This window comes from Candidatus Nanogingivalis gingivitcus (assembly GCF_004151455.1).
GTDB lineage: Bacteria > Patescibacteriota > Saccharimonadia > Saccharimonadales > Saccharimonadaceae > Nanogingivalis > Nanogingivalis gingivitcus.
Genome location: NZ_PRLK01000003.1, coordinates 44,821 through 65,679, shown reverse-complemented (window position 1 = coordinate 65,679; position 20,859 = coordinate 44,821). Strand labels below are relative to the sequence as shown.

General features: G+C 33.6%; 20 protein-coding genes. 4 read left to right on the top strand and 16 right to left on the bottom strand.

Going from position 1 to position 20,859, the window contains the following annotated elements; genetic code table 11:
* Nucleotides 1-220: 220 nt before the first annotated feature.
* Nucleotides 221-2,311, bottom strand: coding sequence for an elongation factor G (gene fusA, locus G6CMJM_RS01385; RefSeq protein WP_129718697.1), 2,091 nt, complete (start codon nucleotides 2,309-2,311; stop codon nucleotides 221-223).
* Between the two features lie 145 nt (nucleotides 2,312-2,456).
* Here fusA and G6CMJM_RS01380 point away from each other — a divergent pair, with 145 nt between their 5' ends.
* A complete protein-coding gene (locus tag G6CMJM_RS01380) occupies nucleotides 2,457-2,684 on the top strand; it encodes a DUF4177 domain-containing protein (protein ID WP_129718696.1) in 228 nt (75 codons plus the stop codon).
* 56 nt (nucleotides 2,685-2,740) lie between these two features.
* Here G6CMJM_RS01380 and G6CMJM_RS01375 read toward each other — a convergent pair whose 3' ends face one another.
* Nucleotides 2,741-3,397, bottom strand: coding sequence for a TIGR00266 family protein (locus tag G6CMJM_RS01375; RefSeq protein WP_129718695.1), 657 nt, complete (start codon nucleotides 3,395-3,397; stop codon nucleotides 2,741-2,743).
* Nucleotides 3,398-3,566: 169 nt separating this feature from the next.
* Complete coding sequence (locus G6CMJM_RS01370) at nucleotides 3,567-6,338, bottom strand: transglycosylase domain-containing protein (RefSeq protein ID WP_129718694.1); 2,772 nt, start codon at nucleotides 6,336-6,338, stop codon at nucleotides 3,567-3,569.
* Between the two features lie 113 nt (nucleotides 6,339-6,451).
* On the opposite strand from G6CMJM_RS01370, the gene tyrS reads away from it, so the two are divergent.
* On the top strand, nucleotides 6,452-7,666 hold the full coding sequence (gene tyrS, locus G6CMJM_RS01365; protein ID WP_129718693.1) for a tyrosine--tRNA ligase: 1,215 nt from the start codon (nucleotides 6,452-6,454) through the stop codon (nucleotides 7,664-7,666).
* A gap of 29 nt (nucleotides 7,667-7,695) precedes the next feature.
* Here the strand turns inward: tyrS and G6CMJM_RS01360 are convergent, their stop codons facing one another.
* On the bottom strand, nucleotides 7,696-8,037 hold the full coding sequence (locus tag G6CMJM_RS01360) for a YtxH domain-containing protein (protein WP_129718692.1): 342 nt from the start codon (nucleotides 8,035-8,037) through the stop codon (nucleotides 7,696-7,698).
* Nucleotides 8,030-8,290, bottom strand: coding sequence for a hypothetical protein (locus G6CMJM_RS01355; RefSeq protein WP_129718691.1), 261 nt, complete (start codon nucleotides 8,288-8,290; stop codon nucleotides 8,030-8,032). Before G6CMJM_RS01355 ends, G6CMJM_RS01360 begins: the two co-directional genes overlap by 8 nt.
* A 266-nt stretch (nucleotides 8,291-8,556) precedes the next feature.
* On the opposite strand from G6CMJM_RS01355, the gene G6CMJM_RS01350 reads away from it, so the two are divergent.
* Complete coding sequence (locus G6CMJM_RS01350) at nucleotides 8,557-9,093, top strand: hypothetical protein (protein WP_129718690.1); 537 nt, start codon at nucleotides 8,557-8,559, stop codon at nucleotides 9,091-9,093.
* Nucleotides 9,094-9,126: 33 nt separating this feature from the next.
* On the opposite strand, the gene G6CMJM_RS01345 is transcribed toward G6CMJM_RS01350, so the two are convergent.
* The 7 genes from G6CMJM_RS01345 to G6CMJM_RS01315 all read right to left on the bottom strand — a co-directional run bounded on the left by G6CMJM_RS01345 (nucleotide 9,127) and on the right by G6CMJM_RS01315 (nucleotide 15,246).
* The gene (locus G6CMJM_RS01345) at nucleotides 9,127-9,735 is read right to left on the bottom strand and encodes an SLOG cluster 4 domain-containing protein (RefSeq protein ID WP_129718689.1); all 609 of its coding nucleotides are present in this window, start codon (nucleotides 9,733-9,735) and stop codon (nucleotides 9,127-9,129) included.
* A gap of 9 nt (nucleotides 9,736-9,744) precedes the next feature.
* Complete coding sequence (locus G6CMJM_RS01340; RefSeq protein WP_129718688.1) at nucleotides 9,745-10,215, bottom strand: hypothetical protein; 471 nt, start codon at nucleotides 10,213-10,215, stop codon at nucleotides 9,745-9,747.
* Nucleotides 10,212-11,183, bottom strand: a complete 972-nt coding sequence (locus tag G6CMJM_RS01335) for a carbohydrate kinase family protein (protein ID WP_129718687.1) — start codon at nucleotides 11,181-11,183, stop codon at nucleotides 10,212-10,214. Before G6CMJM_RS01335 ends, G6CMJM_RS01340 begins: the two co-directional genes overlap by 4 nt.
* Before the next feature lie 5 nt (nucleotides 11,184-11,188).
* Nucleotides 11,189-11,836, bottom strand: a complete 648-nt coding sequence (locus G6CMJM_RS01330) for a ribulose-phosphate 3-epimerase (RefSeq protein ID WP_129718686.1) — start codon at nucleotides 11,834-11,836, stop codon at nucleotides 11,189-11,191.
* 2 nt (nucleotides 11,837-11,838) lie between these two features.
* On the bottom strand, nucleotides 11,839-12,294 hold the full coding sequence (locus G6CMJM_RS01325; protein WP_129718685.1) for an RpiB/LacA/LacB family sugar-phosphate isomerase: 456 nt from the start codon (nucleotides 12,292-12,294) through the stop codon (nucleotides 11,839-11,841).
* Nucleotides 12,295-12,303: 9 nt separating this feature from the next.
* Nucleotides 12,304-13,311 (bottom strand): type I glyceraldehyde-3-phosphate dehydrogenase, encoded by a 1,008-nt coding sequence (gap, locus tag G6CMJM_RS01320; RefSeq protein ID WP_129718684.1) that lies wholly within the window; start codon nucleotides 13,309-13,311, stop codon nucleotides 12,304-12,306.
* 360 nt (nucleotides 13,312-13,671) lie between these two features.
* Nucleotides 13,672-15,246 (bottom strand): RelA/SpoT family protein, encoded by a 1,575-nt coding sequence (locus tag G6CMJM_RS01315; RefSeq protein WP_129718683.1) that lies wholly within the window; start codon nucleotides 15,244-15,246, stop codon nucleotides 13,672-13,674.
* A gap of 153 nt (nucleotides 15,247-15,399) precedes the next feature.
* Here G6CMJM_RS01315 and G6CMJM_RS01310 point away from each other — a divergent pair, with 153 nt between their 5' ends.
* Complete coding sequence (locus G6CMJM_RS01310; protein ID WP_129718682.1) at nucleotides 15,400-16,896, top strand: coiled-coil domain-containing protein; 1,497 nt, start codon at nucleotides 15,400-15,402, stop codon at nucleotides 16,894-16,896.
* A gap of 63 nt (nucleotides 16,897-16,959) precedes the next feature.
* Here the strand turns inward: G6CMJM_RS01310 and G6CMJM_RS01305 are convergent, their stop codons facing one another.
* Genes G6CMJM_RS01305 through G6CMJM_RS01290 form a run of 4 tightly spaced genes read right to left on the bottom strand, consistent with a single transcriptional unit; the run spans nucleotide 16,960 to nucleotide 20,851 of the window.
* The gene (locus tag G6CMJM_RS01305; protein ID WP_129718681.1) at nucleotides 16,960-17,490 is read right to left on the bottom strand and encodes an inorganic diphosphatase; all 531 of its coding nucleotides are present in this window, start codon (nucleotides 17,488-17,490) and stop codon (nucleotides 16,960-16,962) included.
* Between the two features lie 59 nt (nucleotides 17,491-17,549).
* Nucleotides 17,550-18,413, bottom strand: coding sequence for a PIN/TRAM domain-containing protein (locus tag G6CMJM_RS01300; protein WP_165302661.1), 864 nt, complete (start codon nucleotides 18,411-18,413; stop codon nucleotides 17,550-17,552).
* Between the two features lie 22 nt (nucleotides 18,414-18,435).
* On the bottom strand, nucleotides 18,436-19,791 hold the full coding sequence (gene radA / locus G6CMJM_RS01295; protein WP_206660762.1) for a DNA repair protein RadA: 1,356 nt from the start codon (nucleotides 19,789-19,791) through the stop codon (nucleotides 18,436-18,438).
* A 28-nt stretch (nucleotides 19,792-19,819) separates the two neighbouring features.
* Nucleotides 19,820-20,851, bottom strand: coding sequence for a hypothetical protein (locus G6CMJM_RS01290; RefSeq protein ID WP_129718678.1), 1,032 nt, complete (start codon nucleotides 20,849-20,851; stop codon nucleotides 19,820-19,822).
* Nucleotides 20,852-20,859 lie beyond the last annotated feature (8 nt).

The following is a 20,859-nucleotide window of genomic DNA, read 5'->3' as shown; positions in this document are numbered from 1 at the left end:
AGTTTTGCCTCATATTTTATAAGATCAGCATACCCTATAAAATGTCTTTACCTTTTTACCTAAATAGTATCTTGCACACCTGCTTGTATTATTTAGTAAAAAGAGGAAACTCAACAAATATTATAACAAAAAAACTCGTATATAGCAAGCGTTTTAATTTATTGCCATCTATAAAAATAACCCCTATTATTAGAGGTTATTTTTATATAATTTAGTGATATTATTTAGCGTTTCGTTTTTCAATAATATCTTGCGCAACGTTTGGTGGAACTTCCTCGTATTGAGCTAATTCCATAGTAGAAGCTGCACGACCTTTACTCATTGAACGAAGATCAGATGTATAGCCGAACATATTTGCTAGTGGCACAAAACCACGAATTAATTTTGTTCCACCCATTAGATCATCCATTGAGTCAATTCGTCCACGGCGTGAGTTAAGGTCGCCAATTACGTCACCCATGAATTCTTCTGGAGTAGTTACTTCTACTTTCATTACTGGCTCAAGTAGTACTGGTTTAGCGTTCTTGATACCTGCACGAGTAGATAGTGCACCAGCTAATTTGAAGGCAAGCTCGCTGGAGTCAACATCGTGGTATGAACCGTCATACAAAGTAGCTTTAACATCAACAACTGGGTAGCCAGCTATAACACCTCCGTTAAGAGTTTCTAGCACACCTTGTTCAACTGGTTTACGATATTCTTGTGGCACAACACCACCTTTAATTTCATCAATAAACTCAAAACCTTTTCCTGGTTCATTTGGTTCAAAGCGAATCCATACATCACCATACTGACCACGTCCACCGGACTGCTTAGCGTGTTTACCTTGAGCTTCAGCTGTACCACGGATAGTTTCACGGAAAGCAACTTGCGGTTCACCAATATTAGCTTCAACGTTAAATTCACGCTTCATACGGTCGATTAAGATATCAAGATGCAATTCACCCATTCCTGACATAATAGTTTGACCTGTTTCTTCATCTGTGTGAACTCGGAAAGTTGGATCTTCTTCAGCTAGGCGTTGAAGAGCAATACCCATTTTTTCTTGGTCAGCTTTAGTTTTTGGCTCAACAGCAATAGATACAGGAGGTTCAGCAAACTCAATACCTTCAAGTATAATACCATGGTTTAGATCACAAAGAGTAGCGCCTGTTGTTACATCTTTCAATCCCACAACAGCGGCAATATCACCAGCTGTAATTTCAGATATGTCTTCACGCTTATCAGCATGCATACGTACCAAACGGCCTACGCGTTCTTTTTTACCCGTCATAGTATTTAATACGTATGAGCCAGCAGTAATTTTACCACTATATACACGAATAAATACTAATTTACCAACAAATGGGTCTGTTGCAATTTTAAATGCTAGGGCTGCTGTTGGCTCATCAACACTTGGGCGACGTTCATCAGCTTCACCAGTTTTAGGGTTAGTACCTTTAATTGAGGCAACATCTAGCGGACTTGGTAAATAATCGTTCATTAAGTCTAGAACTTTTTCCACGATAACACCACGTCCGTCACCACCAGTAACTAAGAAGAAGTCACCAGCAAGAACACGTTTGCGAAGAGCAGCTTTAAGTTCTGGGATGGTTATTGATTCTTCACCTTCTTCAAAGAAACGCATCATCAATTCATCATCAGCTTCAACTGCGTTTTCTACTAGCAAGCTACGTGCATGTTTAGCTTTTTCAAGCATATCAGCTGGAATTTCGCCAACTTTCAACTCATGATCAGCATAGTTGTCGTAAGTGTAAGCTTTCATATCAATAAGGTCAACTACACCATTGATTTCTTGTTCGAAACCAATTGGTAAGTGAATAGGAAATGCTTGGCGAGTTAAACGATTATGAATAGATTCAATTGATTTGTAAAAATCACCACCAGTTTGGTTAATTTTGTTAATAAAGCAGATACGTGGAACTCCGTATTTGTCTGCTTGACGCCATACAGTTTCAGACTGTGCTTCAACACCCATTTTGCCGTCAAAAACAGTTACAGCACCGTCAAGAACGCGTAATGAACGTTCAACTTCAGCAGTGAAATCGATGTGCCCTGGGGTATCAATAATATTAATTTTGTGGTCTTTCCAGAAACAAGTTACGGCAGCAGAGGTAATTGTAATTCCTCGCTCTTTTTCTTGTGCCATCCAGTCGGTAGTAGCACCATCACCTTCACCACGAACAACACCAATTTTATGAGTTAAACCTGTGCGGTAAAGGATACCTTCCGTAGTAGTAGTTTTACCAGCATCGATATGGGCGATAATACCTACGTTACGGAAATTCTCTAGTGGAGTATTTTTACTCATTCTTCTCCTTAAAATTTTATTATTTTAATAGCTACCTTGATGCAAAATATTATATGCACTAAAATAGCGCTTCGTTTACAATACTAACATAAAAATACCTCTCTGTAAAGTGTTAAAAGCCTTCGTTAAATGTTACAATAATGCTATGTTTGAATATAAAATAGTAACTATAAAAGACGGTATTTTTACTAACGATTTTGGTAACAATTCCTCAAAAATTGAAGAATTACTTAATAGCTTAGGGCGTGAAGGATGGGAATTGGTACAGTCTTCAATAACTGATACAGCTGGTATATTAACTGAACGTAGTGAAATTGTTTTTATTTTTAAAAGAAATAAACAATTTATTAACCCTTTTAAAGCTAATAACTAGGGGTTTATTATAAATAAAAAGCGTTCTCATAAGCGGAACGCTCTTTTGTAGTTATTTTATACCATATAGGCAGTTATTTTAGAAATTGGCATAGATTGAAGATATACTTTACCAGGGCCAACTAATTTTGTATTAAAGAACCCTTCACCGCCTAGCAACATATTTTTAGCACCTTTTATGGTTTCTATATTCATTGTTACGCTAGTTTCATAAGCTACAACATGACCTGTATCTACCAGTAGCGTTTCACCTTTCTTTAATTCTTTTTCTATTAATGAGCCATCAATCTCTAGAAAAACAGTTCCATTTCCAGTTATTCTTTGCATAATAAAACCTTCACCGCCAAAGAATCCTGTTGCGAATCTTTTTTGAAAAGCTATTTTACGCTCGATTCCTTCAGTAGAAGCTAGAAAAGCCTTTTTTTGTACAATTAATGCTTTTTTACCGCTAAATTCAATTGGTAAAATTGCACCAGGAAATGAAGAGGCGAAAGCAATCTTTTGACCGTCCTTTAATGCTTTATATTCATTAAATGCCATTTTTTCGCCAGAGAATCTACGCGACAAAGCAGTTCCTAGACCACCAAATTTAGTTTTCATATCTATGTCCATGCTACGGTAAGTCATTGCACCACCCTCACAAATAACCTTCTCACCTTTTTTAAGGCTTATTTCTAATATAGGTAAATTTTCGCCTGTAATTTCATATTTCATATCTTTGTAATAATTGATTCCTTAAAATTATCATTTTTACTTAATTATATTTTACCATAAAATAGCACTTTAGATTTTACGTGATTTTTATTAGGAGCAATAAATACTACCAAAATAGTTTATATTAAATAGCTCCTAAAAAGGAGCTATTTATATAGTATAAATTTTATTAATTACTATTTTGATCGCTAGTTGTTTGCTTTGATATATTAGCAGGACCAGAATATTCCCTAGAGTCAACATAACCACCATTATCTCGTATTTCTACCGTAATAGTTTGACCTGGTTTTGTAAATGTGTAGTCTACTGATATTTGATTTCCTGTTGGCAAGGATGAGCTTATCAAATTACCATCAACCTTTATTTCTACAGAAGATAAATCAAATTTACCTTTAGTTATTGTAGCATTGATACGATAAGTGTTTGAAGTTGCATGACGTTGGTATGATACTCCTGACACTGATGGTTTGCCATCGCCACAAGTATGGATATTATCTTCTTCATTAATATTATATCCATCTGGAGCTGTTAAGGTTTTTTGTTTAGTTGCTGGGTCGGTTGTCTCGTAAACAGTAATCTTTGTCTTTGTTGATGCTGGAGTACACTGAGTGGCTTTTCGTTTAGAAACTGTATCTACTTCAATTTCTAATTGTTTTGAGTTTGTTTTATCTTTACTCCACCATGATGGACATATATCGTTTCTCCCACCTATAGAACAGTTATTTATGCCTTTAGCTCTTTGAATTCTGTCGCCAACTTTCCATTTTCCATTAGGGCCATATACCTGTTTATGCACGGCTTCCATGTAATCATTTACAACCCTTCTAACTGTAGTATTGCTTGCTGAACCTAGAGCCCTACCGTCGTGGTTTCCACTCCATACGCCTGTAGCTACTACTGGCGAATAACTCATCATCCATGAATCTTTAGCATGCCCTTTGCTATCATCTGTAGTTCCTGTTTTAGATGCCGTCCAAACACCTGGTATACTAAAGCCGAAGCTGTGGGTTTGAGCGCCAAAGGTAAGAATTCTAGCATTAGGGTCAGAAAGAATATCTGTAAGCATATAAGCAGCTTGAGCATCTATAGCTTGCTTGCTTTCATCTTTCCATTCTATAATTTTATTACCTGAAGAGTTCTTAACCTCTAATACATATGCTATTGGCCTATATACACCACCTCTTGCAAGAGTAGCATATGCATTGGTGTGTTCATCTTGTCTTACAGAACATCCACCACCTATAGCAGCTGATAAGCCTGCATCACCACCACGGCAGTAAGATAGGTCACCTAAATCCCTAGCTGTTTGTATACCTTTATCAACCTTAACAATCGATAATGCTTTAATAGCGGCAATATTCAATGAACTACCTAAACTCTGACGGATAGTTACATCGCCATAGAATCTACCTGTATAGTTACGTGCTTTACACTGTCCTGTATTTCCACCACAATAAAGCTTATCAATATTTTCGTCTCTAAGTACTGTTCCAGGAGTGTAAGGTGTATCTTTCAAATTAAATAATGGGGCGTAGTCGACTATTGGCTTGATACTTGAACCTGGGTCGAGATTAGATACGGCAGCATTAGTTTGACCATAACCCTCCTTATGATAATCAACAGATCCAACCTGTGCTATAACTTGACCAGTATTAGCATCAACTGAGGTTAAAGCAATATTGTCAGCTCCAGTTATAGCTAGTGTTTTACTACCGTTAGCTACTGCTTGTTCAGCAAATTTTTGTGCTTTTAGATCTAGAGTTGTTTTAACAGTTAATCCACCACCACCTACGATTTTAATACCAATTTTTTTCTCAAGTTGCTTCTTAACTTCTTGTACAAAATGTGGCGCCTTCATATTTGCATACTGGTTAACTTCTGGTTTTATCTCTGCTAGAATATCTTTCTTTTTAGCCTCTTCAGCTTCTTCTTTAGTAATAAAACCAACTTCAGCCATATCATTTAATACTTTATGTTGCCTTTCTACTAAGCTCTTATTAAAGGCTTTATTATAAGGGTTGTACACAGCTGGGTTATTAGGTATAGCAGCCAATAAAGCCGCCTCAGATAATGTTAAATTCTTAGCACTTTTACCGAAATAGGTTTGTGCGCCACTTTCAACACCATTACGTCGCCCACCATATGGGCTTTCATTTAAGTAAAGTGTTAAAATTTGGTCTTTATTATAAATCTGTTCAACTTGAATAGCTAAAATGATTTCTTTAATTTTTCGTGGAATACCACTAAGACCTCTATTACTTGAATCTTCAGCAAAATAAACCTGTTTTATTAACTGCTGAGTTAGTGTTGAACCACCTTGAGTAGCACCACCTCTAAAGTTGTTAATAAAAGCACGTGCTATAGCAGAAGCATCAATACCTTTATGGTTAAAGAATTCCCTATCTTCAATAGCTACTGTAGCCTTTTTAACATAATCAGATATCTCAGAGCTATCAACAACTAGCTTATAGTCTCCAGTTCCTTTATCTTCCCAAAGTAGCTCACCATTACGATCGTAATATTTAGATACAGTAGTTTGAACTCTTTTAGCTAACTCTTCAGGACGAATAATGTTTAAGTCTTTTGAAAAATAAGCAAAAGCAGCAGCTATTAAAATGGCACATAAAATACAGCCTACTACCGTTATTTTTAACATCATAAATAAGCCACGCTTAGAGAACCAATATTTTAGAACTCTTTTAGGGTGTAACCTATAGAAAAACCTTTTAATAGGTTCTTTTGGTAAGGAAGCTAAATATTCTGCTCTTTCCCTTGCTTTTTTATCTTTCTTTTCCTGTCGGCGATGCACAAGATTTGCATACAAACTTAAATTATTTTTTTGTTTTATTGGACTATTAGCCCTATTTCTTCTACTGCTAAAATGACGATGGTTTACGCCTTTTTCTTCGCCTTTAGCTCTTAAAGACCTTTTACTATTCATATCAACATTATTATAACACGGCCAGCTTATGCTTTTCAATATTTAACCTATAACCTTTATTTGCTACAACGCTTTTAAAATGCTAAAATGGTTATTATATTATAAGGAGGAAAATGAAACTATCAGAAGAGCTTAAATGGCGCGGCTTTTGGAACCAGACAACATTTCAAGATGAATCAATTTTAGATAATCAAAAACATACTATTTATCTAGGAACTGACCCATCTGCAGATAGTTTACATATTGGTCATTTAAGTGTTTATATGATGGTTAGGCGTTTTATTGACCATGGCCATAAAGTTATTTTATTAGTTGGTGGTGGAACCGGAATGATTGGTGATATGCGTGATACAGAAGAGCGTAGTCTACTTTCTGTAGAACAAGTTAAAGCTAATACTGAAAGTTTAAGAAAGCAAGTTTCTAATCTTTTTGGTGGATATGATCTTGAAGTAGTAAATAATGCTGATTGGCTACAAAAAATAGAATTAATCCCCTTTTTGCGAGATACTGGCAAAAATTTTAATATGGCCGAACTGATTGGGCGTGATTTTTTTAAAAGCCGTATAAGTAATGGTGGTGGGTTAAGCTTTGCTGAATTTACCTACACTTTACTTCAAGGGTACGACTTTTGGTGGCTTAATAAAAATAAGGGTGTAACCATGCAAATAGGTGGCAGTGATCAATGGGGAAACCTTCTTTCTGGCGTTAATTTAATTCGTAAAAAAGAATCTAAAGAAGCTTTTGCTATGACTGCTCCACTATTAATCAACCGTGCTACAGGCCGTAAATTTGGGAAATCTGAAGGTGGTGCTATATGGCTAGACCCTAAAAAAACATCCCCTTATAAAATGTATCAATTCTTATTAAATTCTGATGATAGTAGTGTTTTTGAGTACCTAAAGATATTAACAACTCTATCGCCTAGCGAAATAGATGAAATTAAAAAGATCCATGATGAAAAACCGCACTTGAGAATAGCCCAAAAAGAACTAGCAAAAAATGTAGTTACTATAGTGCATGGTGAAAAAGTGGCAAGCGACGTAATTTCAGTAACAGATTTACTGTTTAGTGGCAAAACTATAGATGAACTATCTGAGCAAGAAATTAATATATTAAGCCAAGAACTACCTACAATAGATATTAGTGAAGCACAAAATATTAGTAATATTTTATTAAAATCTAATATAGCTAAAAGCAAAGGCGAAATTAAAAGGCTCATCTCTGGTAATGCCATATCTGTAAATAATAACAAGATTACTGAAGATATTACCATAGAAAAACCTTCTATTATTAAAAAAGGTAAAAATATATTTGTACTAGCTAAATAAAAATAGACCATTTCGGTCTATTTTTATTATTATTTAACTTCTTTTTCAAAACCTTTTTTAGCACCGTCTAGAGTGTTTAATGCTCGTTTCTGGATTTTCTGAACTTCATGCTTAGTATTAGCCGTAACTTCTTCTACCTTAGCCTTAGACACTACTTTTATTTCTTCAGCCTTTTCTTTAACTTGGTCAGCAACTTCATCAACCTTTTCTATAGTTTCCTCAGTTTTATGTTTTAATGCTTCACCAACCTCTTTACTTTTTTTAGCTAAATCTTCTCTAGTTTCCTTGCCACTTTTTGGTGCTGTTAGTATCCCACCAACAACTCCTGCTACTGCACCTAATAATAGTCCTAATCCAAATTTTTTACTCATTTTTTTCTCCTTTTTTGTTAAATTTTTTAAATAAATCCAGCACTGTTTTCATTATTATGATTGGTGATGATATTTGAGCAAAGTTTTGCACAATATTATCAATCCCACTAGATATATTTTGCATATTTTTTGTAATATCGCCTATTTGCCTTGTAACACGTATAATAAGAATAAAACAAATTATACCTAGAATAATAAAAACTGCTAATGCAATTGATAGTATAACCACTAGTATTTCAGCAGCTGAACTCATTACGCTCCTTTTTTATTTTATATTTATTTTGTTTTTATTTTTGATTTTTATGCAAATCTGTGAATATAGTATCATAAAAATACTAAAATGTCAATAATATTTTTATAAATAGTATTAATCTATATACATATTGACTTACTTATTACTTTATTGTATAATGTATTCTGCCTTTAGAAAGGCAAAAATAGAAAGGTACGTCATACGAAATGGCGTGGTACATTAATATGTTAATTGGAGTAACACAGAACTTCTTAAGAAACTGCTTGATGGATTTTGAAGAATCCAAAAAACAGTCAGGAGATATTTCATTCTCTTGGACAGATTGGCAAGATAGTAAAAGGTCCGAAATGCTGTTTTTCCTGAATGAATCTGAGTGGAGAATCTCGCAAACGTCTTTATTTAATAAGACCTTGATTAGTATTGAGAACAAACTACAGGATGTAAGTATTCATATTCCTAACGATGGAACCGATGCCTATATCGTAGGATTACATCGCGATGTTTACAAAAATCTCGTAGACTTAGCTACGCTAATCACTGAACGGATTAACCGTAGACTAACCTATACGGATAAATGTCAAGATGTGTTCATTGGAGGACAAGTGCGCTACTGGAAGAAAGTAGATCTGAACAAGGAAGTCGAAGCATTCTGTTTTTGCCAATCAAAAACTCCTTATAAGGGGCTATTTAATATAGATTCAATCACTTATGGGGATGATGAAATTAAACGGAATCATTCATTTGAAGATATTTCATTCAAAGATTTCAAGAAACAGAATTGGGAAAAAATCCTACTCCAATAAAAATATATACCCCTCTTTAAAGAGGGGTATTTTTTATCCATTGCCTGAACGCTTAATTGCCAGATGGCTATCATCTTCTGGGGCTATAAAATCTCTATTTCTTTCATCTAGCCTTTTAATAACTTTCTGCACTAACCTTTCAGGGTTACTATCAAAAATAACATCTTTACTATTAGGGGCTTCTACATTCTCAAGTAATGTCTTTGTGTAATCTGCTAAACCTTTAGATCCTGTAAGTACTGCTACAACCTTTCTAGCTTCTAGAGCTGTAGCAAGCTCATGTAGACTTCCCATTCTACCACCTACCGTAATTACTGCATCACTAGAAAGCACTAAGTGAGTATCTCTGCCTACATAATTCATGCCTGTAAAATTAATATAATCAAATGGTTTAAACGGTAATTTATAAGTATTAACATGCTGGCGAAAACTAGATGCTGGCGAAAATCCCACACTTAAACCAGTCCTACCTTTAACACTAACTGCCCCAATAGCAGCATAATGTGGCAGACCTACTGTAGCACCAGTAGTTAATATTTTACCTTGTTTTGAAATCTCTCTACCAAGCCTATAAGCCAATGTAGCAGAAGCTTCAACGCTGTCACCATTTGCAGCACCTGATACGCAAATTTGATATCTCATTTATTCTCCTTAAAATATTTTATTTTCAATTTGTTCTTTATTCATATTAGGGACTTTGGCATTAAATAATTCTATAATTTCTTTTTTAAGCTCTGTTCTAAACCCGTTAAAAGATCTTTTATGATTATCTATATAATAAAGGACATCCCTTTTGTTTACTGAAACTATATCATCCTGGCAAAAAATGACTGTATTTTTATATTTCTGCCAAAATATTTCCTTATTAGAAGTTTCTAAATTCTCCTCGCCTAAAATTTTATTTTTTAACGCCCCAGAGATCTCAGAACAGGTAACATCATTGTCGTAAAAACCTAATTCTTTAAGTGCTTCTATTGATCTACTATACTGTAAGGCCATTATATGCGCAGAGATACTGAAATCTTTACCTGTTTTATTCTCTAAAGACTGTAAGTTGTAATTAAATTGTTTTAATTTTACACCCTGCAAACCCAGTAGACTGCCAAGGTTAAACTTCATCATTTTATACTTTTCTCCATAATAGGCATACTGTGTAATTTTGCATTCTTTTTAAGAATACCGTCTTTAGATCCTATATATTGAATAACAGATGTTGAGTTAGCGCTAGCAAATAAAATACTTTCCGATAAAGATGCTCCTTGTACCCATTGGGATACAAAGCCTGAGCCGAAAGCATCACCTGCCCCAGTCCTATCTATAACTTTAACGTCTTCGTACATGCCTGCCCTTACGATACTTTTACCGTCACTGGCCCATACACCATCTTGCCCATCAGTGATAATGATATTTTTAACAAATAATAGTCCAGCTCTTAATAATTCTTCTATACTTTCTCCAGAAAATAGCTCTTGACCTTCTTGTTTATTAATTATTAGCAGTTCTACATCATCTAATAAAGTTTTAACTTTTTCGGGCTGTAATAATTCTTTGCTACCAGGGTTCCAAGCTATTTTTGTATTAGTTTTACTAGCTTGCGTAAATATTTTTCTAATCGCGTCAAACCTACCAGCTAAATTAGTTACATAAATAAAATCAAATTCACCTTCAGTAAGTTTAAAATTATTGGCATGGATATGACTAGAAGCACCACGATAAGTTAATATTGTTCTTTCCCCATTTGGTGCTAATAATATAGTTGAATAATCTGTTGAGCGTAATTTATCAATTTCTACTCTTGAAGTATCGATAAATTCTTCATCTAGGTTCCTCAATATTATATTACCGGCAACGTCATCACCTATAATTCCCATAAAGCTAGTTTTTAAGCCTTGTCTAGCAAAAGTTATGGCAGCATTGGTTGCTCCTCCTCCAGTTGCAAAATTTATCTGATTTAAATCTATTTTTGAACCTAAACCCAAACTAACAAAATCATGCTCTGGATCTGCCGATATTAAATTAAATTCATCAGAATTACCTAAAAAAACATCTTGAACAGCTGCACCTATAGTTAATATTTTAGGAATTTGCATTTTCTCTAAAACACCCCTTTACGATTAATCTCATCAACCATAGCCTTATATACCTGTTCTGGCTCAGGTGATTGAGCGAAAGCAGCCCCCACGTTTACAACATCAACGCCTGATTGCACTAAGTTGAATACATTAGATAAGTTAGCGCCACCATCCCAACCAATTTCAACATTAGGATTAATTTCTTTCACTAATCTAATTTTTTCTAGTTGCATCATATTAGCTCTTCCACCCATTTCGCCAAGATTGCCACTAAAAATAAGTACATGTTCAGCTTCTTTAATAGCATCAGCAATAGTCTCTGGCACAGTAGAGCGCAATAACGCTACAGCTGGCTTGATCATAGTTTCTTCTTTTAGTTTACGAAAAATTGGAGCTAGTTCTTCCTCACATTCACCATGAAAAATAACCATATTAGGGTTCATAGCTATAATAGTTGCTAAATGGTCGCTAGGGCGAGATACCATCATGTGAATATCTGCCTTTATTTCTGGCGGCCACCATACTTGGTTTTCAGGTATAGTATAGTTTTGAGCAAACATACCGTCAGTAATATCTATATGTATACGCTCTGCAAAATTAGCAATTCTTTCAATTTGATATTTATATTCTTCTTGGTTTCCTGCCAATATAGCTGGTGTAATTGTTGCCATTACTAAACCTCGTCAATTTGCTTATTTCTTCTAATAAATCTTGTAGCTCCAGAAAAGGGGGTTTCAAGCCAAGTATCTAGAACATTATATAAATCTAGCTTAGCTTCAGGTTTATCAAATATCCGTGCTGGTAAACATAGAACATTGCTGTCATTATCGTTACGAGTCCATTTAGCTTCTTCAGTATCCCAAACAACAGAAGCCCTAATGCCCTTAAATCTATTTGCGGCCATTCCCATACCTTGTGCACCACCACACATTAATATAGCTCTAGGGTCTTGATCGTCGCTAGTTTTAATTTTAACAGTAGCTTTTTGTGCAAATTCTGGAAAATCATCCTCAGGGTTATAGTTGTCTGGACCAATATTTTCAACATCATAACCCCTACCCTTTAAATATTCTTCAACTTTATCTTTTAAGTAAAATCCCCTATGATCTGAGCCAATATAAATTTTCACTTTTTCCCCTTACACATTAGCTGCAACATCAGCTGTAAGCTCAACTAAACGATTTGAATATCCCCATTCGTTATCATACCAAGCAACAATTTTTACCAAATTACCACCAACGACATTAGTTAATTCTAGGTCAACTATACAACTATGTGAATTACCTTTGAAATCAGAAGAAACTAAAGGCTCTTCACTTACGGCCAAAATACCTTGATAAAATGGTTCTTTTGAAGCTTTTTTAAATACTTCATTTAATTCTTCTTTTGTAGTGTCTCTTTTTAGAAGAGCAGTTATATCGCTAAGTGAAACAGTTATAGTTGGTACACGCACACTAAGTCCATCAAACTTACCTTTCAAAGAAGGTATAACTTTAGCTGTTGCAATTGCTGCACCTGTTGATGTGGGAACAATATTTTCAGCAGCCGCACGTGCCTCTCTTAAATCTTTTGCTGGAGCATCAATTAGCCTTTGGCTAGCAGTATATGAATGTACGGTTGTCATTAATGATTTTTCAATACCAAATTCCCTCTCAAGTATAGCCATTACAGGAGCGATACAGTTTGTCGTACAACTTGCATTACTGATAATATCATCATCTAGTGTCAATTCTTGCTCATTAACTCCTAGAACAACAAATTTAGCACCTTCACCTTTAGCTGGAGCAGAAATTATAACTTTCTTAGCACCTGTTTCTAAATGAACCTTAGCTTTAGCTGGGTCAACAAAAAGTCCTGTAGCTTCAATAACTACGTCAATTCCCAATTCCTTCCAAGGTAGGTTTTTAGGTTCACGCTCTGCATACACACGGATTTCTTTACCGTTTATTTTTAAACTATTATCCGTATAGTCTACATCATGAAAATATTGACCATAGGTAGAATCATATTTTAATAAATGAGCAAGAGTTTTAGTATCAGTTAAATCATTAATCGCTACTACTTCTATATCATCTCGCTCAAAAGCAAGCTTAAAGGCATTGCGTCCAATTCGACCAAAACCATTTATAGCAATTTTTTTAGACATTTTATCTCCTTTTTATTTACAAAAATTCCTGTTCTCATTTTAGCATAAACTTTTTAAAAAGTCTATTTACACATTAATTATTCTTATGCTTATTATTTTAATACACGGAATAATAATATTACGAAGAAAAAATGCTGCCAAAAGAATAATATTGTTCTAATTATAATCATATTTAATATATTTATATTATTCTTTATCTATTTCTTTTTTGATATGCACAAGGTTTATATGAAGATATAAGAACGCTGCAGACAGAAAACTCTAAACAAAGTAATAACATTGCGTCTAGAAGGAAAACGAGAATTTTGCGAAAAATAAAATTAATCAATTTAAAAAGACTACTTATAGTGAGTAGTCTTTTTAAATTTTCTTTTTTTCTGCCTGTTTCCGTGCTTGTATGGCTGTAGCGTTTGAAGTAGGTTCTATAATTCCTTTACGCTTAAGCTGTGACCGTAATTTTATTCTAGCATGAGAAGTTGTGACTAAATCAAGCCAATCAGCCTTTGGCTCTTGGTTTTTACGAGTCAACACCTCAACCACATCCCCCTCTTGTAAAGGTTTATCAAAAGCATGTATCTTTTCATTAACTCTAAAAGCATAAGCATGTTTTCCTATATCTGAATGAACCATATAGGCATAATCCAATGGTAAAGCACCCTCTGGCAAGTTATATATATCACCTTTTGGTGAATATACAAAAATCCTATCACCAAAAATATCTACTTGTAATTGATCACTGGAAATTTCTTCCCCATCACGTAGCCGTTGTGCTACATCTTGCATTTGTACGACCCACTGGAGTTCATTAGTTAATCCTCCATTACCCTTTATTTCTTGGTCAGGTAGACCTCTCTGAATAGAGGTAGCTCCTGATATATAATTTTTAGATGATTTTTGTTCATGGTAATGGAAGCTAGCAGCCAAACCTCTCTCGGCAAATTCATGCATATCTTCAGTACGTATCTGAAATTCAGCAATCAATTTACTTGGCGTAATAACAGTTGTATGTAATGATTGATACCCATTAGGTTTTGGCATTGAAATATAGTCCTTAATACGTTCAATCATTGGCTTATACATAGTATGAAGAACACCTAAAACACGGTAGCAATCTTCCTTATTTTTGACAATGATACGTAAAGCCATTAAATCGTATACTTGATCGATTTCTCCAGCTTTTTGCAATTTTTTATGCAAAGAATAAATACTCTTTACTCTTCCAGATATCTTAAAGTCTATACCTGCTTTTTTAAGTTGGTTTTCTACATCTTCACGAACACGGCCAAGTTTCCTAGTTGATTTCCCTAGCCGTTTTCTCATTTCATTTTTTAACCTATTATATTCTTTAGGTCTAAGATATGAGAAAGCTATTTCTTCTATCTCCATCCTTACTCGCCCCATACCAAGCCTATCAGCGATGCGCGCAAAAACATCTAAGCTTTCTCTAGCTATTTTTTTCTGTTTTTCTGGGGGCATATACTCTAAAGTCTGCACATTATGAAGTCTATCTGCAAGTTTTATAATTATTACACGAATATCTTGCCCAACTGCTATTAACAATTTAGATAAATTATCTTTAGTTTGCGGTAAGTATGCTTCTAAATTATCCATTCCACTTCTAGCCCTACCAACTTTTGTTACGCCATCCACTAAAAAGGCGACATTCTTACCAAACTTTTCCTCGATATCTTCTAAAGGTGTTTCCGTATCCTCTACGACATCGTGTAATACTCCTGCTATTACGGAATCTATATCCATTCCCCATTTTATCAAGATTCCAGCAACTCTAAGCGGATGAGTTATATATTTTTCACCAGATTTACGAAATTGACCATCATGCTTTATTGTTGCATAATCTATAGCCTCTTCAAGTCTAACTACTTCATCTATTTCATAATGCTTTTTAGCAATTTTTAACAATTCGCTCTTTTCCATATATAGATTTTAGAGTATAACTAGAAAAAAGTAAACCTTTTAAATATTGACTAATATAGAAAAAGATGTTATTATATAGTATCAATCAATAGATTAGTACTTTAATAATTAAGTTTAGTCTATTGAAATTTTCTTAAAAGGAGGACAAAGAGAATGTCCAGATCAATTTACTTTACCGAGCCTGAGCTCAGTAAGATCCCTAAGAGCAATAAAATGCTCGAGTATCAGAAGGTTCTTTCCATAGAGAAAGACGAACTGCTAAATGCAGGGTTGTCAGAAAATGACTATCAAGCCCTAGTCGACTGCGTAGAACTTGGCAAGACTATTAATAATTCATTAGCAATTCGCTTAAGAATTGTCTTAACAAGGATTAATACTAAGCCTATAAAAAAACAGGCTAAAAAAGATCCTGCCAAAAAAGTTCAGAGGACAAAAAAGAGTAGAAAAGTAAAAAATAAGCCTTTAATTGACTACTCTAAAGAGGAACTAATAGAATTAGTTAAAAAGCAACAAAAAGCTTTAGATTCATTTGACGAAAGGAAAAGAAAAAGTAAATCAGATCAAAAGAATAATCTTAATTTACTTCGCAATCAAATATCTACCCTCTCAGAAGATATTACCCAAAATAAAAAGGATCTAAGTGATAAGGACGATACTATTAGTAATTTAGAGGACCAAGTAACTAAATTACTAAAAGATAAGGAAGATCTAGAATTAGAAGCAAAAACTTCAGCTAACAACACAATAGATGTAAAGTTTAAGGAAAAACTAGAATCTGATAAAAGAAGTCTATCTATAAACCTTAATAAAACTAGGGAGAAGTTAGTAGCAAAAGAAAGTGAGGTTCAATATCTAACTAAAGAAAATTCATCTCTTGTTGATGAAAATAATCTTTTACGAGAAGCATTACTTGCTACTCAGGATAAAAAAGAGACAACTTTAGCAAAAGTTAATAGCTCACCTTTTGACATAAAAGTAGAAGATTTATCACCAGGTGTTATTTCTCAACTTTTCAATAGTATCAATCAACGATTGAATATTTTAGAACAAGACAGGATTATTACCTCTAAGGCTAAGCAACCTAAAGAAGAAAAGGAATCTTTACCTGATTTACCTAAATACGCCCCAGCTCAAGAAGAGGATATCGACAGATTAAGAAAATTTGTCGAAGATAATAAAACAGATACTTCCTCAACACCTTTAAATGCTAGTATTCTTAACTCTATTATTCATAAACCTAGAGTTAAATACACCAGCCCCAAAAAGCAAAGCAACAGTTTAGTTAAGAAACTATCAAAAAAATTTACACCTGAAGAAATTGAGATCCTTCAAAGCCAAAATATTATGATAGTTGCGGGAGGTATTCATAAAAATAAAGGTACTATTCGCTCTTTTGAACAATTCTTTGACAATATTGAATCGGTTATTGATGCAGGACCAACTCAAACTATTAACGCAATTAATAATGCTTTGGAGAATAAAAATATTGATTTTATTATCATATTTAATGACTCTATTGGGCACAACAAGTGGGAAGGTATTAATAATAAGAAAAGCTTTAAGATAATTGTTAATACGTTACTAAATAAGCGTAAAAGTAGAGACGAATTGCTTAAAGAAATTCTTTTTAGATTAGATTGGAATAAATAAAAATAGACTAAACTAAAAACCAAGCATTTAATTGCTTGGTTTTTTATTATATATTTTTTGTAATTATTTATTGTTCCAACGTTCAATAGATTCAGCAATAACTTCTTTGGCTTCTTCAATATCACCAAATTTTTCTACTTTAGTAGTTCCAGCCTTTTTTAAATCTTTGTAATGATTAAAATGGAATTCAATTTGTCTGATAAGTTGCTCTGGTAAGTCGGCTAAGCTCTTGTATACATTTCCATTATCTCTATCATCTGCTGGTACGGCTATAATTTTATCATCAACTTCGCCATCATCAACAAATTTCATAACACCCAAAATTCGTGCTTCTAGGAATATTCCAGTAGTTAGTGGGTCGTTAGTAATAAGTAGAACATCAAGTTCGTCACCATCTTCATCTAAAGTTTGAGGAATGAATCCGTAATTAGTTGGCTTAGCAAAAGCTTTAGGCTCTACCCTATCAAGTTGCATTACAGCTAAATCACGATTCCATTCAATTTTATGAGTAGATCCAGTAGGAATTTCTACTACTACATTAATAATACCGTTTTTATAATCTCCAGCATTTAAGATTTTATTAAAATCTGCCATTTTATTATTTCCTTTCTTTTTTTAAATTTTATCAATTTTAAGTAGTTAGATCAAGATTATTAGTCCTTATTTGCTAATTCTATTATTGAATCTTCAGCCGTCTTTTTGCTCTTTTTCTTTTTAGTATTTTTTACAGCTTTCCTACTTATAGGCTTTTTAGTATCTTTTTTAACTATTTTAGTAGGCAATTTTCTTCCACTAACTTTATTTTTTTCTATCCTTTTTTCTTTTTTGCCAGATAGCTTAGCAAACATCATTTTACCAGCAGCCGTTTGCAAAGTTCTAATAAATTCAACCTCTACAGTAGATCCTATCAAACTTTCTCCATTTTCTACAACCACCATAGTTCCATCCGGTAAATGTCCTACACCCTGTTTTTTCTCACTACCATTACCTATAATTTCTATCATTAGCTTTTCTCCAGGTAAGTAGCTTCCTCTAACAGATTGTACTAGTTCATTAATATTTAATACTTCTACGCCCTCAACTTTAGCTACTTTATTTAAGTTATAGTCAGCTGTCATGATCGTACCATTATATTCTTTTGCTAGTTGCAACAATCTATTATCAACACCCTCACTAGCAGTAGTAGAATCTTGCAATAATTTAACGTCTAAATTTTCTAGGTCTTGCAAGCTGTAGGCTATATCTAGCCCATATCTAGCTCTAGTACGTTTCTCATCATCTCCCCCATCAGCTAGTAACTGCAATTCACCTATTACGCTTCTTGGTATTCTTATAGAATAATTAATAAAACCTGTTTTAGCTACAGCTAAAAAACGGCCATCTATTAATATTGATGTATCAATTAGAACTATTTTATTATTTTTTATCTCCACTGATTTTTTTGTTTTTTGTCTATTTGTAATACATAAAAAAAGTATAATAATAGATAGAATAATATTAAATATTTCTACCATCATGAACAATCCTTTCTTTTAATTGTTATTGTAAGTATTTAATTAAAGCTTCTCTTAAGTCTTTTACTGGCTTAATAAACTGGTCTTTACTATCTTTATGGGCTGGTGCTATTGCTTTAGTAAACCCTAACTTTTTAGCTTCTTGCACTCTTTTGTCTGTTTGTTTAGCTATACGTATTTCCCCACTTAAACCAACTTCGCCAAAAACTACAACACCGTCATCTAGTTTTCTACCAGCAGCAGCAGAGGCTATAGCCATACAAATAGCTAAATCGGAGGCATGGTCATTTAATTTTAATCCTCCTACCACGTTAACAAAAATATCTTTATCGCTAAGATCTAATTTAGTGCGTTGATTTAATACAGCAACAAGTAAATTTAACCTATTTAAATCAAAACCACTTACCGTCCGTTTAGGGTAGCCAAAGCTACTTTTAGTTACTAAAGCTTGCACTTCTACTAATAATGGTCGACCGCCCTCTAGCGTAGCCATAATAATTGACCCATCTGTATTCTGTCTTTCAGCAAGTAGGGCTTGAGATGGATTTTTTACAATTTTAAGTCCATTATTATCCATTTCAAAAATAGCAGCTTCCGAGGTTGAACCATACCTATTTTTAACAGCTCTTACTACCTTAAAACCTCCATATCTATCGCCCTCAAAGTTAAGGACTACATCTACCATGTGTTCTAGTGTTTTAGGACCAGCAATAGATCCCTCTTTAGTAATATGGCCAACTAAAATAACAGCTGTATTATTTTTCTTAGCGGCGTTCATAATAAGATTTGAAGAATTAGTAATTTGCGATACAGTACCTGAAGCACTAGATACTTCTTTCATAGCCAAAGTTTGAATTGAATCTATAATAACAAGATCAAAGTTATCAGTATTAATAGTTTCAGCAATATCATCTGCAGATGTTGAGCTTGCAAATTTCAATCCAGTATTATAAACACCTAACCTTTTAGATCTTAACGCTACTTGACTAGCCGACTCTTCACCAGATATATATAATATTTTATGGTTCTTACAAGCAAAACCGCATATTTGCATTAGTAAGGTAGATTTACCTATTCCTGGTTGTCCAGCTATCAGAATAACTCCTGCAGGTAATATACCTCCACCTAAAACTAAATCTAATTCGCCAAAACCTGTAGAAATTCGTTCTTGGCTATCGCCTAAAATAACTTCATCTAGTCCATAGGAGATGATTCTTTTACCCATCCCCTCGCTTTTAGCTATAGCATTTTTACCTTTATTGTCTTCAATGATCTCTTCGACAAGAGTATTCCAACTGCCACAATTTTCACACTTCCCTACCCATTTAGGATATGAGGTATTGCAGTTTTGACATATAAATTTAGTTTTAACCTTAGCCACAAATACTATTTTAACACAAAATCATTTTTTATATTTTATTAGATGTTTTAAGGTTAGTAGTTATACTATCGTATAGTTTTTCATTTTGAATAGATATATCTAATAATCTTTGCCTCATTACATTAAATCTATCTATACTTTCATTTATTTCTTTATTATAAGAATCTATTTTATTCTTTCGTAGTGCTAGCTGATGTCGTTCTCTATCAAACTGTTGCTGACTGTTGAAACTGCCATTATTAGCTCTTTGGTTAAAATTAAGTATATCTTTATCTAATTGTTCTAGCTGACTATTGTATTGAGCTGTTTTGTCATCTATTTCTTTCTTTAGGTTTGGTAATTGATTATTCAGATTCTCAATTTCATTTTCAAGTTTAGTAAACTTACTATTATATTGCTTGTAGAAATTAGCAATTTTTTTACGATTATTGAAAAATTTGGCATAATGCTTTTCTAAATCTGCAGATATTTCTACTTCTTGCGTGCCTATCAAGGAGTGTAATTCATTCTCTATCTCCTCAGGCTCAGTCTCTTTATAATTTTTCATTAATTCTTCAAATTTAGGAGTTTTTATGCGTTCGTACTCCTCAGTTAATTTTTTGCCTAGATCTTTTCTAGTATTATCGTCCATTCTAGCCCAAATGGCATGCAGAAATTCATGCGCTGCCGTAACTTCTTTTATACCGTTTAATTGAGGGTCTTTAACATCTAAAACATGTATTTCACTATCCTTATAACAGCCTAAAACTGCTGTTTTTTCTGCCCTATTAATACATTTACTGGCAAAAGAATCTTTATTCTCTATTTGTGGGTTAGAAGCAAAAAATACTTTTTTTGCGTCATCTTTAAATTCTATACTAGAAACTAATTCTTTTATTTCACTACTAGGCTCATAAAAATTAGCCTTAAAAGTATCTACTATTTGTTGATAATTACTATTAAAAATAAAAACACCAGCAACAATACCTGCAGATAAAGATATAATCATTATTATTTTCTGAAAAGACTTATTTAAACCATCTTTTTCACTAGAAGAACTTTTTTTAGTTACTAAAAACATATATACTA

Bases quoted from the DNA above. Each gene is read 5' to 3' on its own strand.
- G6CMJM_RS01290 (WP_129718678.1), bottom strand. From the start codon at position 20,851: ATGTTTTTAGTAACTAAAAAAAGTTCTTCTAGTGAAAAAGATGGTTTA.
- G6CMJM_RS01330 (WP_129718686.1), bottom strand. From the start codon at position 11,836: ATGGCAACAATTACACCAGCTATATTGGCAGGAAACCAAGAAGAATAT.
- fusA (WP_129718697.1), bottom strand. From the start codon at position 2,311: ATGAGTAAAAATACTCCACTAGAGAATTTCCGTAACGTAGGTATTATC.
- G6CMJM_RS01375 (WP_129718695.1), bottom strand. From the start codon at position 3,397: ATGAAATATGAAATTACAGGCGAAAATTTACCTATATTAGAAATAAGC.
- G6CMJM_RS01360 (WP_129718692.1), bottom strand. From the start codon at position 8,037: ATGAGTAAAAAATTTGGATTAGGACTATTATTAGGTGCAGTAGCAGGA.
- G6CMJM_RS01350 (WP_129718690.1), top strand. From the start codon at position 8,557: ATGGATTTTGAAGAATCCAAAAAACAGTCAGGAGATATTTCATTCTCT.
- G6CMJM_RS01340 (WP_129718688.1), bottom strand. From the start codon at position 10,215: ATGATGAAGTTTAACCTTGGCAGTCTACTGGGTTTGCAGGGTGTAAAA.
- tyrS (WP_129718693.1), top strand. From the start codon at position 6,452: ATGAAACTATCAGAAGAGCTTAAATGGCGCGGCTTTTGGAACCAGACA.
- G6CMJM_RS01335 (WP_129718687.1), bottom strand. From the start codon at position 11,183: ATGCAAATTCCTAAAATATTAACTATAGGTGCAGCTGTTCAAGATGTT.
- gap (WP_129718684.1), bottom strand. From the start codon at position 13,311: ATGTCTAAAAAAATTGCTATAAATGGTTTTGGTCGAATTGGACGCAAT.
- G6CMJM_RS01380 (WP_129718696.1), top strand. From the start codon at position 2,457: ATGTTTGAATATAAAATAGTAACTATAAAAGACGGTATTTTTACTAAC.
- G6CMJM_RS01345 (WP_129718689.1), bottom strand. From the start codon at position 9,735: ATGAGATATCAAATTTGCGTATCAGGTGCTGCAAATGGTGACAGCGTT.
- G6CMJM_RS01310 (WP_129718682.1), top strand. From the start codon at position 15,400: ATGTCCAGATCAATTTACTTTACCGAGCCTGAGCTCAGTAAGATCCCT.
- G6CMJM_RS01370 (WP_129718694.1), bottom strand. From the start codon at position 6,338: ATGAATAGTAAAAGGTCTTTAAGAGCTAAAGGCGAAGAAAAAGGCGTA.
- G6CMJM_RS01315 (WP_129718683.1), bottom strand. From the start codon at position 15,246: ATGGAAAAGAGCGAATTGTTAAAAATTGCTAAAAAGCATTATGAAATA.
- G6CMJM_RS01300 (WP_165302661.1), bottom strand. From the start codon at position 18,413: ATGATGGTAGAAATATTTAATATTATTCTATCTATTATTATACTTTTT.
- G6CMJM_RS01355 (WP_129718691.1), bottom strand. From the start codon at position 8,290: ATGAGTTCAGCTGCTGAAATACTAGTGGTTATACTATCAATTGCATTA.
- G6CMJM_RS01305 (WP_129718681.1), bottom strand. From the start codon at position 17,490: ATGGCAGATTTTAATAAAATCTTAAATGCTGGAGATTATAAAAACGGT.